Genomic DNA, 13,303 nt, shown 5'->3' with positions numbered 1-13,303 from the left:
TTATGATATATCTGAGAGCGCATTGCCTGTGAAATGATCTTTCTGACAGCCGCCGGACCATGTCCGACCCGTTCAGGAGAACCCATCATGACCACCGCCTGTGCCCGCCCTACAGACGCCCACAGCCTGCCCCGTAACATGACGTTTGATGTGGATGACTGGACCATCCTGGCCCGGTGCTGGTACCCGGTCGCCCTGGTGCGCGAACTGGGCGATCAGCCGCTGGGCGTTACCCTGCTGGATGCCCCGCTGGTGGTCTATCGCGCGGGGGATGGCATTGTGATTGCCGATGACCTGTGCCCGCATCGTGGTGTTCCGCTAAGCATGGGCAAAGGTGATGGCCAGACCGTGGCCTGCGCCTATCACGGCTTCCGTTTCGGCGGGCAGGGGAAGTGCGTCCGGGTTCCCGCCCATCCCGACAGCGCGATTCCCTCGAAGCTCAACCTGCGTACCTATCCGGCGGTGGAACGCTATGGCCTGATTTGGACCTGCCTGCGGCCGGAAGGGGATATGCCAGCCATTCCCTCCATGCCGCACTGGGATGATCCGGACTACCAGCAGATCAACTGCCCGTGGATCGACATTGCCGGTTTTGCAGGACGGCAGGTCGAAGGGTTCATTGACGTGGCCCACTTCGCCTTTGTTCATACCGACACCTTTGCCGACCCGGAAAACCCTGTGGTACCGCCGTACAAGACCCGGATTACGCCGGACGGGTTTGAGGCGGAATATCGCAGCAGTGTCGGCAATTACCCCATTGGCAAGTCCGATCGCGGACGGCCCGGGTTCGAATGGCTGCGGCATTTCCGGGTGCATGTGCCTTTTGTCGCGACACTGGAAATCCACTTTCCCGATAATGGCCGCCTTGTCATCATGAATGCGGCGTCACCCGTATCGGCCCGGCAGACGCGGATGTTTGCGCCGATGTGCCGGAATTTCGACAAGGATCTGCCGCTGCAGGATGTGTACGACTTTAACCTGAAGGTTTTCGAGGAAGACCGTGCGCTGGTGGAAGCGCAGAAGCCTGAAAACCTGCCGCTGGACCCGACGCTGGAGGCACATGTGATGGCGGACCGTAGCTCGATCGCCTATCGCCGCGCCCTGCGCACGATGGGGCTGAGCCAGTTTTTCACGGCCTGAAGGAAGCACGGCCCATGTCTCCCCTGTTTCCGGTCCATGTCGATGATGTCGCCCCCGAAGGGACGGAGTGCGTGCGCCTGCGCCTCGTGGCGCGTCCCGGCGATGACACGCTCCCGGCTTTTGAACCCGGCGCGCATGTGGATGTCATGACGCCGTCCGGCCTGATCCGCCAGTATTCACTGTGCGGGTCTGCCGATGACCCGTCCGCCTATCTGCTCTGTATCAAGCGCGAGGCGGATTCACGTGGTGGATCGCAATCGCTGTGCACGCAGGTGCGGCCGGGCATGGAACTGCAGGTCTCCGTCCCCCGCAACGCCTTTTCTTTGCCGGCCGCGCGGCGGTATGTACTGGTGGGCGGCGGGATTGGCGTAACGCCACTTCTGTCCATGATGATGCGCCTGCAACGTGACAATGCCGACTGGCAGCTGCATTTTTACGCGCGCGACCCCGAACATGCGCCGTTTCGCGATATGCTGGATGCCAGCCCGTACCGGGAGCATGTGCGTTTCAGCCAGAGTCCGCGCAACGGTGGATATCCCGCCGTTCTGGATACACCCGACCCGGACACGGCGATCATGCTGTGCGGGCCGGACGGATTCATGAATGCCGTTTTCGCCCATGCCGTTGCGGCGGGCTGGGAGACTGGGCAGATTCATACGGAATATTTCCGGCCCACGGATTCAGCCCATGCCCTGTCTGATCGTCCTTTCGAGGTCGTGCTGGCGCGATCGGGACAGACGGTGCACGTGCCCGCGGGGCAGAGCATTGCCTCGGCCCTCCTCGCGGCGGGGGTGGATGTTGCCCTGTCGTGTGAACAGGGCATGTGCGGCGCCTGCGTCGTGCCTCTTCTGGCGGGGGAAGGGGACCACAGGGATATGGTCCTGACAGAAGAAGAACAGGGCGGCAGTATCGCCCTGTGCTGTTCACGCAGCCGCAGTCCGTCCCTGACGCTGGATATGTAGGGACTGCCGGAACGTGACCTTCTGACTAGGGAAACACAAGTTTGCGGATGCTATCTTTTTCAATACAAGGACGGCGTTTTCCAAAATCTGCTGGAAAAAGCTTCACCACAGACGTTCTGTGATTGGCAATCTGTCCTGAAGAAACAGGCTGTGCCGGGCATTTTCGGAACGGGACAGGGGGCAAATGGCCGCGGGGCGGTGACGGGATCGTTGTCTTGCCTGCACGGCATGGGGGACTGCATGATCGGGTTTCGACATGACAGGATATTTCCGTGCAGCCTGACCCTTCGCTGGACCCCGCTTCCACCTATACGCCTGCAACCCGCCTTCTTGTGTTTACCGGCCTGATCATGACCATGGTCATGGGCGCGCTTGACCAGAGCATTGTCTCGACCGCGCTGCCGACCATTGTGACCGACCTTGGCGGTCTGGCGCATATGTCGTGGGTAGTCACCGCCTTCATGCTGACTTCCACCATAGCAACGCCCATGTATGGCAAGCTGTCCGACATGTTTGGCAGAAGGCCGCTGCTGGCATTCAGCATCGGGGCCTTCCTTGGCGCGTCCCTGCTGTGTGGCCTGGCGCAGGGTATGTGGCAGCTTATCGTATTTCGCGGGCTGCAGGGCATCGGGGCCGGTGGTCTCATGACATTATCGCAGACGGTGATCGGTGATATGGTCACGCCACAGCAGCGTGGCCGGTACCAGGGACTTTTTACCGGGGCCTTTGCCGTCAGTAGCGTTGCCGGACCCTTTCTGGGGGGCGTGCTGACCAGCGCCCTGTCATGGCGATGGGTTTTCCTTGTCAATCTGCCGATCGGGCTTCTGGCCCTTGGCCTGATCATGTTCGGCCTGCCCGCCGGACGGTCCGAAGCGGAACCACAGGTTGATTATCCGGGCGCTGCCCTGCTGGCTGTGGCCACGGCGGGCTTTTTGCTGCTGTTCAATTCGGTTGGCACGGCGCTGGCGTGGACGTCGCCGCTGACGGTCCTGCTGCTTGCGGGCAGTGTTGCGTTTTTCGTTCTGTTCATCTGGCAGGAACGGCGCGCGCCAGAACCGCTGATCAGCCTGGGGCTGCTGCGGATCGCCAGCTTTTCCGTCTGTGTCGCGGCGACGGGGATCATGTCCTTTGCCATGATGGGATCGCTTGTTTTTCTGCCGCTATATTACCAGCTTGTCCTTGGGCAGACGCCGGAGGTATCGGGATTGATGATGCTGCCGCAGGTCGGCACGATGATGGTCAGTTCGGTGGTGGGGGGATATGTCTCATCACGAACGCAGCGTTATACGCTGCTACTGGCCATGGGGGTCGGGATCGAATTCTCGGCGCTGACCCTGATCGCGTTCTGCGCCCACCATGGCGCACCTGCGCTGTTTTTCCTGCTCAGCCTCGGCTGCCTTGGTGTGGGCATGGGAATCGGCATGCCCAATGCAACGGTCATCATCCAGAATTCCGTGCCGCCCGACATGCTGGGAATCGCCACGGCCATGATGGCCTTCATCCGTTCCCTTGGTGGCTCCCTTGGCGTTGCGCTGTCGGGCGGGGTCATGGCGCTGACATTGCAGGGACGGCTGTATGCCCTGCCTGAAAAAATCGACGTGGCGGCGTTTTTGGAAAAAGGGATGGCCGCCGTGCAGGGACTATCGCCCGCCATGCACCTGCAGGTGCGTGAAGCCTACAAGGCGGCGATCAGCGCCAGCCTGAGTGTCAGCAGCAGCTTCATGCTGCTGGCGTTCCTCATGATCGTGGGGCTGATGACGCGCGGACGGCGGGCCTGAACATGCCGCCAGCAGGGCGGGGGATTCCCCCTTGCATGGCGAAAGCCCCTGATTTAATTCCATACGGACGGATTGAAACGACAGAGGAAACGCATGGCGCGCCCCAGGACCATTGACCGCAAGAACGTGCTGGACTGCGTTGAACAGCTTGTCCAGCGTGAAGGCGCGAACGCCCTGACGCTGGATGCCGTGGCGCGCGAAGCGGGGATTACCAAGGGCGGCCTGCAGTACTGCTTCGGCAGCAAGGACGACCTGATCAGCGCGCTGATCGACCGCTGGCTGGACGCATTCGATGCGCGTGTCGCCCGGCATATTGGCCCCGATGCCAGTGTGGTTGACCGGGCACGCGCCTATGTCCGGGCAGTCAGCCAGCTTGATGACACAACCCAGGCCAGAATAGCCGGCATGCTTGTCACCTTGCTTCAGTCGCCAAAATATTTACAGAAGATACGCGCCTGGTACGCGGGGTGGTTCAGCGGGTGCGATCCGGACTGTGAGGAAGCCCGTCAGGCCCGTACCGCGCTGTTTGCCGCCGAAGGGGCATTTTTTCTAAGAAACCTGGGCTTTGTAGAAATGGATCAGGAATGGTGGCATACGGTTTTCGCTGATTTCCAGCGACTGCTTCTGCCAGACACCCAGGCGGCCTGATCCAGACCAGCAATATCCTTCACATTCTCCATGATAGTTCACACAGGTATGGAAAACATGACAAGGGAAAGTCGTCCGTTAACAAAAACCACGGTGCCCGCCGGTGCCGCGACGCCCCAGACCGCTTCCGACACCACTTTCCCCGCTGCTGGTACCCGGTCCGTGAAGAAAGGCGGCGCACCGGTCCCGGCTGCCGCCGCGTCGGGCCTGCGGGCGATGGACAACAGCCTGTCCCATACGATTTCTGCCGCGTGTGATTGGCTGATCGGGCAGCAGAAGCCCGATGGCCACTGGGTCGGGTCGGTTGCGTCCAATGCGTCGATGGAGGCGGAATGGTGCCTTGCGCTGTGGTTCCTCGGGCTGGAAGATCATCCGCTGCGGCCCCGTCTGGGCAAGGCCCTGCTGGAAATGCAGCGCGAGGACGGGTCATGGGGCACGTATTACGGCGCCGGGAATGGCGACATCAATGCCACCGTGGAATCCTACGCCGCCCTGCGCTCGCTTGGCTATCCCGCCGATGACCCGGCGATCAGCCGGGCCGCCACATGGATTGCCAGCAAGGGCGGGCTGAAAAACATCCGTGTCTTCACGCGCTACTGGCTGGCCCTGATCGGGGAATGGCCGTGGGAGAAAACGCCCAACCTGCCGCCGGAAGTCATCTGGTTTCCCAATAAATTCGTTTTCTCCATCTACAATTTCGCGCAGTGGGCGCGTGCGACGCTGGTGCCGCTGGCCATCCTGTCCGCGCGCAGGCCCAGCCGCCCGCTGCGCCCGCAGGACCGGCTGGACGTGCTGTTTCCCGGGGGGCGTGCGAATTTCGATTACGAACTGCCCGCCAAGGGCGGGAAGGACCCATGGGGCACGTTCTTCCGCACGACGGACCGTGGCCTGCACTGGCTGCAGTCGAAATTCCTCAAGCGCAGCACCCTGCGCGAAGCTGCGATCCGGCACATGCTGGAATGGATCATCCGCCATCAGGATGCCGATGGGGGCTGGGGTGGCATCCAGCCGCCATGGGTGTACGGCCTGATGGCGCTGCATGGCGAGGATTACCAGTTCCATCATCCCGTCATGGCCAAGGCGCTGTCCGCGCTGAATGATCCCGGCTGGCGGCACGACAGGGGCGATGCCAGCTGGATCCAGGCAACGAACAGCCCGGTGTGGGATACCATGCTGGCGATCATGGCCCTGCATGATGCCGATGGCGAAACGCAGTTTACGCCGGAGATGAACCAGGCGCTGGGTTGGCTGCTGGACCGTCAGGTACGTGTAAAGGGCGACTGGTCCATCAAGCTGCCGGATGTGGAACCCGGTGGCTGGGCGTTTGAATATGCCAACGACCGTTATCCCGACACGGATGATACGGCTGTTGCCCTGATTGCGCTGTCGTCGTGCCGCAACCGCGAGGAATGGAAGAAACGTGGCGTGGAGGAGGCCATAAGCCGCGGGGTGAACTGGCTGATCGGTATGCAGAGCGAGTGCGGCGGCTGGGGCGCGTTCGACAAGGACAATAACCGCAGCATCCTGTCCAAGATTCCGTTCTGTGATTTTGGCGAGGCGCTTGATCCGCCATCTGTCGATGTGACGGCGCATGTCATCGAAGCCTTTGGCATTCTGGGCCTGCCGCGTCATATGCCTACCGTCCAGCGCGCGCTGGCCTATATCCGCGCCGAACAGGAACCCGACGGGCCGTGGTTCGGTCGCTGGGGTGTCAATTACCTGTACGGTACGGGGGCAGTGCTGCCGGCACTTGCGGCAATTGGCGAGGACATGACGCAGCCCTATATTACCAAGGCCTGCGACTGGCTGGTGGCCCACCAGCAGGAAAATGGTGGGTGGGGTGAAAGCTGCGCATCCTATATGGAACTGTCCGCGGTCGGGCGGGGGGCGACTACGCCATCGCAGACCGCATGGGCGCTGATGGGCCTGATCGCCGCCAATCGCCCGCAGGATTACGATGCCATCGCCCGCGGGTGCAGGTACCTGATCGACCTGCAGCAGGCGGACGGAAGCTGGCAGGAAAAGGAATTCACCGGCACCGGCTTCCCCGGTTACGGTGTTGGCCAGACCATCCGGCTGGATGATCCCGCGTTGTCAAAACGGCTGTTGCAGGGGGCGGAACTGTCACGTGCGTTCATGCTGCGGTATGACCTGTATCGCCAGTTCTTCCCGATCATGGCGCTGAGCCGTGCCGCACGCCTGATAAAGGCGAAAAAATAGGAAAGCATTTATGGGAACACCGCCTTTTTCAAACAGGCGGTGTTCCCTGAAGCTTCCCTTGATGTCATGGATGTTTCAGGGGCAGGTGCCTGAAATACCCTAAAAGGCAGCCGTGAAGCGCACCCCATAGGTCGCGGGCGGGGTCAGGATATACATGCCGTCGGTCAGGGCGTAATCGACAACACGGTTGTTGAAGGCGTTGTTGGCAAAGACCACAAGCTGGTTTTTCTTCCACGTCGTGCCCAGTGTCAGGTCCAGCCGGTCAAGCGAATGCCACGGCATGTCGGTAATATCCAGCGCGCCGCCTGCCTCATGGTGCCAGTTTACGCTAAACAGCAGGTTCTGGGTGGGTGTGATGGGATACGCCATTTCGGAGCGTATGTTCGTCGTCCATGTCCGGGTGTCAGGCAGAAGCTGGTTGCCGACATAACTGCCATATGACAGGCCACCGGCCATGCGGGCATGCAGCCAGCCCATGCTGGCCGAAAGGGACCACCAGCCTGTCGGCAGGAACCGGGCCGACAGTTCCGCGCCGTATGTCCGCGCGCTGCCGACATTGGCCAGGTAGTAGAAACTGAATGCGGCGGGCGCGCGTGGATCGGCCTCATCCAGCAGAAGATGGCTCTGGGTCATGTAAAACAGGCTGGCATTCACGCCCAGACGCCCGCTCAGCCACCGGGTGCGGCCACCCAGTTCATAATTGGTTGCCGTTTCTTCACCATAAGGGATCAGGGACGGGGTGGTGGTGGTCGTGCTGAATCCGCCCGCACGGAAGCCATTGCTGTACAGCGCGTATAGATTGACGTTCTGGAACGGCCGGTAATTCAGTTCGGCGCTGGGGCTCCAGTTGCCATAGGTCGCGGTATCGCGGAGCGACATGTCCGGGTACACATTGCTGAACAGGGCGGCAATGGCCTGCCCGCTGGGTGTCAGGGGAGTATTGTACTGGTTATAGGCCAGTGTCTTGTGGTCGTGCGTATAGCGTGCCGTCGCCGTCAGGCTGAGCGTGGGGGTGAAATGGAAGGTGGAGGAAATGAACCCCGACCATGATTGCGTCCCGATGCCCGACCCGGGACCGGGGGCGTATTCGCTCATGTCCTGCGTGCCGGTATTGGGGAAGCCGCCACCGGGAATGGTGGAACATGTCGGGTCACCCCGTAATGCGTCACAGGCGATATTGCCCCATATGCCCTGCAGTAGGCTCAGGTCGATTTTTGTATTGTAGATCTGCTGGAATGAAAAGTACTCATGGAAGTACGAAGCCCCCGCCATAAAGGTCAGGCGACGGTTCTGTGGGGAGGACCATAGAAGTTCAGTGTAATAGTTGCGTGTGTTTTCGTGGCGGATGAACTGGTTCTGCAATGTCAGCGGATAGGACGATGCCGACAGGTCGGTACGGTCCCCGTCTTCAACGGCATTGAGGTGATAGTCACGATAGGACGACAGCCACTGAAAAGTACCCCAGCGGGATGTGTATGTCAGGTCCTGCGACAGGTAGAGCTGATGGGTATGGGAACGGTCGGGGGTATCGCGGTAAACCACGCCTGGCGTCTCGGCCGTGCCGGTCTGGACCAGGTTGGCAACGCCATTGGGGGCGTAACCCGCCAGGGAGGGACCATGCAGGTCCGAATATTCCGCCATCCATGTCAGTGACAGGTGATCGTTCGGAGTCCATTTCGCGCCCAGCCGCAGACCCTGCTGGCGGGACCGGTCTTCGTATTCATGTAATGTGGCGTTGTACAGCGCGCCCCGGGGCTGGTCGATGTACCAGCCCGTCAGCCGGATCGCAAAATGCTGGGACAGCGGCACATTGATCGCGCCCTGCAGTTCACCGCGCCCGTAATTGCCATAGGACCCCGTCAGGTATCCGCCGGTTTTCTGTTCGGGGGTTGCGTAGATCACATTGACTGCGCCCCCCACGGCATCACGTCCGTACAGTCCCGTCTGGGGGCCTGGATTGACTTCAACGCGCGCGACATCCACCTGTGGTCCCAGATTGGTGCGCAGGCCGCCATCGTAAATCCCGTTGCGGTACATGCCAAAATTGGGATCGGCATTGTTATCCACCTGACGGATGCCGCGGATGTTGATGTATGTATTGATATTCTGTGGATCCGTTGGCACCACCGCATTCGGCACCATGTTCATGATGCTTTTCATGTCCAGGATATCAAACGCATGGAGTGTCTGCCCACTGATGACGGTCGCGGGGGCCGGGACATCAAACAGCCGCTGGGATGTGCGGCGTGCGGTTACTTCCATCTGTTCGGCCTGCGGCCTGTCCCGTGCCACCTGGGTGACAGGGTGTTTCCTGGACTTCTGGTGGGCTTTGGGGCTTGCGGCCCTGGATGGCAACAATACGGAATGTAACGTAAAGAAAGAAAGCATGCACGCAGGCCATAATCGGCCGGTGGCCTGTCGTTCCCTGCGCAAGAAAAAGGGACGGTTATGGATCATTTCTTACGGGAATCCGCGTGTCAGTTCGGCGCCGGTTCAGGCGATGGCGGATCAACGTATGTGCGCGTCGTCCGATTGGGAAATAAAAAATGATCATGGCCGCGATTAACTGGGGAATGCTGCATATGACAGTATAGCACAGCAACAGTCCCGTCAGCGGAGGGCCGTGATTTGCCTGTCCCGCATGATAATGGACCCAGCCCAGAATGATGAAACCCGCGCCGCTGCCCATCGCCAGGGCCGTTTTCGTGATGAGTGTATTGAGCGCGTAAAGGGTGCTGGACTTGCTGGTCCCTGTTTTCCAGATGTCATAGTCTATGACATCCGCCAGTATGGCATATGGCATGAAATTGGCGGGGGCGGATAACGCGCCGCCCGCCGCTGTCAGCAGCATGATGAAGGGCAGGCTGTGCATGCCCGGCGCAGGCAGCAGGGCAAGCGGCCGTGTCAGTGCCGACAGGATCATGCTGATGGCCCACAGCGCATGACGTTCCATCCGCCGTTCTGCCCGACCCCATAACGGAATGGCCACGATGGTGGACAGGAAAAACACGATCATGATGAGCGGGAACACGCTGCCCACGCGCAGGTAGTCATTCAGGAAAAGAAACGTCGTGGAAAACCATATGCCCTGTCCCACGCCCCACAGGGCGATGGCGAGGAAATACAGGGCAAGGGGACGGTTCTGTTTCAGGGATCGCGCCAGGTCACGCAGGGTCGGGGCAATGGTGCGCGCGGATGGCCTGTCGGGAACATACCGCATGATGCATATAACAGCGGGCAGCATCAGTACTGCATACAGCCAGACAATGACGCGCAGCGTTCCCTGCGTGAAACCCGTCGTGCCGTAAAACTGGAACAGGGTGACAGGCACCAGCCAGAAGATCAGGCTGCCCGCAACGGTAAACAGGCCGATTGCTGCATTGATGCGCGTTCGCAAAGGCGGGGTTGGCCCGAGTTCCGCGCTCCATGCGCTACGGGGGATTTCAAACAGGGAATAGCCAAAATACAGGACAAACGCCCAGACCCCATAGTACAGGATGGTCGCATGTGACGAAGGCTGGAACAGGAAAAACAGGGCAACGCAGCAGATGACGCCACTGGCGATCCCCCACGTCCCCCGTCCATTGAAACGGGTGCGGGAACGGTCGGACAGAAAACCGATGGCCGGGTCCAGCAGGGCATCAATGACACGGCATAATGATGTGGCTGTCCCGATCTGCAGCAGGGTCACGGCCGTATGGCTGGCGTAAAAGGCCGGGATGAAAATATTCATCGGCAGGATGATGAAAGCGGCAGGGAGTGCAGGAAAGGCAAAGAGCCAGGTTTGCAGTCTGGTCAGTCCCGTTTGTGCAATCGTTTGCTTCTGCACGGAGGGGGAAGGGGAAGGAGCCGGAACCATGACAGAAAAATTCTTTCCTTCTCTCCACGAACCCGCCCTTGATAAGCAAAAAACAGCTTGCATGAAAGGCCGGAATGAAAATAGTCATGACTGGACAGTTAACGAGATGAACGGCGCGGGGCGGGGGAATGGAGGGGCGTGTGTTGCCCTGTTCGCGCGGTATGTGCAAGCGCATGCCGACAGGGAAGGGGTGAAATACCGGAGCCATGATGCGGCAGTCCCGGCACATGCTTCATGGTTCTCATGTGAAGGCAGCAGGGAACGGCTTTGCCCCCGTGGCGAAAAGGGTCGCCGGGGATCAGGGTTTGGCCCCGAGCACCTTTGGCAGGTCCCCCCTTATGAAGGCATCAAGAATGCCAGTGAGGAAGGTCGCGATGCTTTCGCGCGGATTGTCCGTTTTGGAAAACGGGCCTTCGACGGGGTTGGCGATGAACAGGTTGGAAAGGCCGCAGAGCATGGCGTACATCCCGTATCCGATCTGCACCTTGCTTCCCAGTGTTGCCATGTCCCCGGGACCAAAATCATCACGGCTGGTGAAGACCCTGTAGCCGTACATCAGTTCCATGAGGTCCTCGAACGCCGCACTCGCGGTCAGTCGGTAACGGGGGTAGGTATAGGCATCGGGTATGTAGCCGAACATCAACCGATAAAGCTGCGGGCGGAGCCGTGCGAAGTCCACGAAATACAGGACCGTCCGCTTCAGCGCTTCGGTCCGGGTTGCCGAGGTGCGGCTGATATGGGCGGCCTGTTCGCGGAAAACCTCGAAATAATCTGCGGCAATTTCCAGCAGCAGGTCGTTCAGGCTTCCGTAATGATTATAGAAATTTGCAGGCGCAACCTTCACCTCCCGCGCCAGGCGACGTACTGACAGATCTTCCAGCCGTTCGGTGTCCAGTATCCTGACGGTTGCAATCCGCAGGTCCTCGGCAACATTTCCTTTATGGTAGGCTCTTGAAATGGGACGTCATCCTTATGGGCATGGCGGGGATCGGGTAGGGAAACATATGGTGAAAGATGGCGGGGGAACCATCCTTCTGTTGGAAATGTGATGCCTGACGATTATGACCTTAAATAACGGCGACAGAAAGATGGTTTCATATACATGATCTGACGTAAGATTCCTGTGCTCCCTGCCTCTCCCCCACTGCATTATGGTAGAAACCCTTAACCTGCATTTTAAAGTCCAGGATTTCCCTGCAATCAAGGGGGTAGGGGCATCTGCCCCTGCGCCGGGTCATCTGCCGGCCGGGTCAGGGCATGGTACAGTTCATTGTGAATGAAGGCATCCACTATGCCTTCGATCATCTGCTGCGGGCTCTGTCCCGGTTTGTTGTCAAACGGCAGCTGGCCGTCGGCCAGCATCATCGCCAGTCCATGCCCCATGGCGCACAGGCCATATCCGATACGGGCCCGTTTCCTGGTGCCTTCAATATCATGAAGGTGGAGCATGTTCCGGCCGTATATGATCTCCAGCAGGGCGGCAAAGGCCTGCATTGCCGCGGCGTGATAGATCCGGTGTGAAATGGCGTTGGGTACATAGCCGAACATGATGCGGAATGTCTGCGGATGACGCTGCGCGAAGCCTGTATATTCCACCAGTGACGCCTTCAGCGCATCCGTGCGTGTTGTTGCGTTGCGATGGAAATAGCGGAGCTGCCGGGTGCATTCCCTGAATGCCTCGGCGGCAATCGTCAGCAGCAGGTCATTGATGCTGGAAAAATAATTGTAGAAATTTGCTGGCGTCACGCCGACTTCCCGCGTCAGGCGGCGCACGGACACGGATTCGACCGTTTCCCTGTCCAGCAGGTGTCGGGCCATGCGTATCAGGTCTTCTGCAACATGGCCCTTGTGATAGGGGCCATTTTTTGTTGTGGGCGAAGGGGCGTTCATCCGTTTCTTTCTTCCCTCCATGCCCCGCGCAGGGGAATGGAAATACCGTACTACTGTTACCGGGCGGACATGCGCGGGCGTTTCGCAGGCATAATGAACGTCGTTCATATAAAAATGCGACAAAAACCGTCAAGCAAAACGGATACACGCAGGCCATGATCCAGATGGGTGGATAACATGCAGTCATGCCTGATTCGGCATAATCAGGTTGTGCAAATATAACGCTGATATTTAAACAGAAATGTAATGGAAATATTGCGTCAGACATGCCGGGCGGTCAGGGATCATCCACTTTCCGGGTCATGTCTGGTTGTCCTGGCGTGTCTATGGGAAATGGAAAAACCTACCCGGAATGATGGGTACGCCTTGACACATGCTTAATGTAAAATTAACACCGTTCGCATTGGCCTGACGCGACATCATGTTGGGGCAAGCGGTTGCAAATGAACATGTGTCGATATTTTTCAGGATATGTCCAGGGTATCAGGCATTAATTCCTAAGGTTTGAACTAAACAGTGTTTATTTCCGGGGCGGTCATTCGCTTTTCCGGAACATGCGTGGGTACCCGTCCATCCGCCATGGCCACACGGCCGTGGACGGGCGTGGGGCGGGTATCCGTAGTGTAGGGTAGCGGCATAGCTGACGATGTACGGAACGTGGTTCACGACGGGGAAGGTCACCGACCTGCTGGCGCGCACGGGGCTTGACCGTGTGCCGGTCTGGGTGCCGGTAGTGCTTGGCGTTGTCCTCATGGCCTTCGTGGGGTCGGTCAGGATCGATCCCGCGCTGCAGGGGTGGGTCTCGG

The 13,303-nt window shown here is 59.5% G+C and carries 9 protein-coding genes; 5 read left to right on the top strand and 4 right to left on the bottom strand.

All coding sequences use genetic code 11. From position 1 onward, the window contains the following. Positions 1–87 precede the first annotated feature (87 nt). From HNO79_RS15200 to shc, 5 genes are all read left to right on the top strand, one after another. On the top strand, positions 88–1,140 hold the full coding sequence (locus HNO79_RS15200) for an aromatic ring-hydroxylating dioxygenase subunit alpha (RefSeq protein WP_214165785.1): 1,053 nt from the start codon (positions 88–90) through the stop codon (positions 1,138–1,140). A 14-nt stretch (positions 1,141–1,154) separates the two neighbouring features. Continuing rightward, on the top strand, positions 1,155–2,102 hold the full coding sequence (locus HNO79_RS15195; RefSeq protein WP_214165784.1) for a PDR/VanB family oxidoreductase: 948 nt from the start codon (positions 1,155–1,157) through the stop codon (positions 2,100–2,102). Between the two features lie 272 nt (positions 2,103–2,374). Further along, positions 2,375–3,880: an MDR family MFS transporter gene (locus tag HNO79_RS15190; protein ID WP_200409124.1), complete on the top strand. Its 1,506-nt coding sequence runs from the start codon at positions 2,375–2,377 to the stop codon at positions 3,878–3,880. A gap of 93 nt (positions 3,881–3,973) precedes the next feature. After that, entirely contained in the window at positions 3,974–4,528 is a 555-nt protein-coding gene (locus HNO79_RS15185) for a TetR/AcrR family transcriptional regulator (RefSeq protein WP_214165783.1), read from the top strand. A 216-nt stretch (positions 4,529–4,744) separates the two neighbouring features. Further along, entirely contained in the window at positions 4,745–6,748 is a 2,004-nt protein-coding gene (gene shc, locus HNO79_RS15180) for a squalene--hopene cyclase (RefSeq protein ID WP_244987573.1), read from the top strand. Between the two features lie 99 nt (positions 6,749–6,847). Here the strand turns inward: shc and HNO79_RS15175 are convergent, their stop codons facing one another. The 4 genes from HNO79_RS15175 to HNO79_RS15160 all read right to left on the bottom strand — a co-directional run bounded on the left by HNO79_RS15175 (position 6,848) and on the right by HNO79_RS15160 (position 12,497). Next, a complete protein-coding gene (locus tag HNO79_RS15175) occupies positions 6,848–9,040 on the bottom strand; it encodes a TonB-dependent receptor (protein ID WP_244987572.1) in 2,193 nt (730 codons plus the stop codon). Between the two features lie 154 nt (positions 9,041–9,194). Next, positions 9,195–10,607: an MFS transporter gene (locus tag HNO79_RS15170; protein ID WP_214165781.1), complete on the bottom strand. Its 1,413-nt coding sequence runs from the start codon at positions 10,605–10,607 to the stop codon at positions 9,195–9,197. Between the two features lie 298 nt (positions 10,608–10,905). After that, positions 10,906–11,451, bottom strand: coding sequence for a TetR/AcrR family transcriptional regulator (locus tag HNO79_RS15165; RefSeq protein WP_010515915.1), 546 nt, complete (start codon positions 11,449–11,451; stop codon positions 10,906–10,908). Between the two features lie 356 nt (positions 11,452–11,807). Beyond that, positions 11,808–12,497, bottom strand: coding sequence for a TetR/AcrR family transcriptional regulator (locus HNO79_RS15160; protein WP_048857055.1), 690 nt, complete (start codon positions 12,495–12,497; stop codon positions 11,808–11,810). Between the last annotated feature and the right edge of the window lie 806 nt (positions 12,498–13,303).

The organism is Komagataeibacter oboediens, assembly GCF_018491655.1.
Taxonomy (GTDB): Bacteria; Pseudomonadota; Alphaproteobacteria; order Acetobacterales; family Acetobacteraceae; genus Komagataeibacter; species Komagataeibacter oboediens.
The sequence above is the reverse complement of the archived record's forward strand: the minus strand, read 5'-3'. Positions and strand labels throughout refer to the sequence as shown.

Excerpts from the sequence above, each read along its gene's own strand:
- HNO79_RS15200 (WP_214165785.1), top strand. The coding sequence starts at position 88 with ATGACCACCGCCTGTGCCCGCCCTACAGACGCCCACAGCCTGCCCCGT.
- HNO79_RS15195 (WP_214165784.1), top strand. The coding sequence starts at position 1,155 with ATGTCTCCCCTGTTTCCGGTCCATGTCGATGATGTCGCCCCCGAAGGG.
- HNO79_RS15185 (WP_214165783.1), top strand. The coding sequence starts at position 3,974 with ATGGCGCGCCCCAGGACCATTGACCGCAAGAACGTGCTGGACTGCGTT.
- shc (WP_244987573.1), top strand. The coding sequence starts at position 4,745 with ATGGACAACAGCCTGTCCCATACGATTTCTGCCGCGTGTGATTGGCTG.
- HNO79_RS15170 (WP_214165781.1), bottom strand. The coding sequence starts at position 10,607 with ATGGTTCCGGCTCCTTCCCCTTCCCCCTCCGTGCAGAAGCAAACGATT.
- HNO79_RS15160 (WP_048857055.1), bottom strand. The coding sequence starts at position 12,497 with ATGAACGCCCCTTCGCCCACAACAAAAAATGGCCCCTATCACAAGGGC.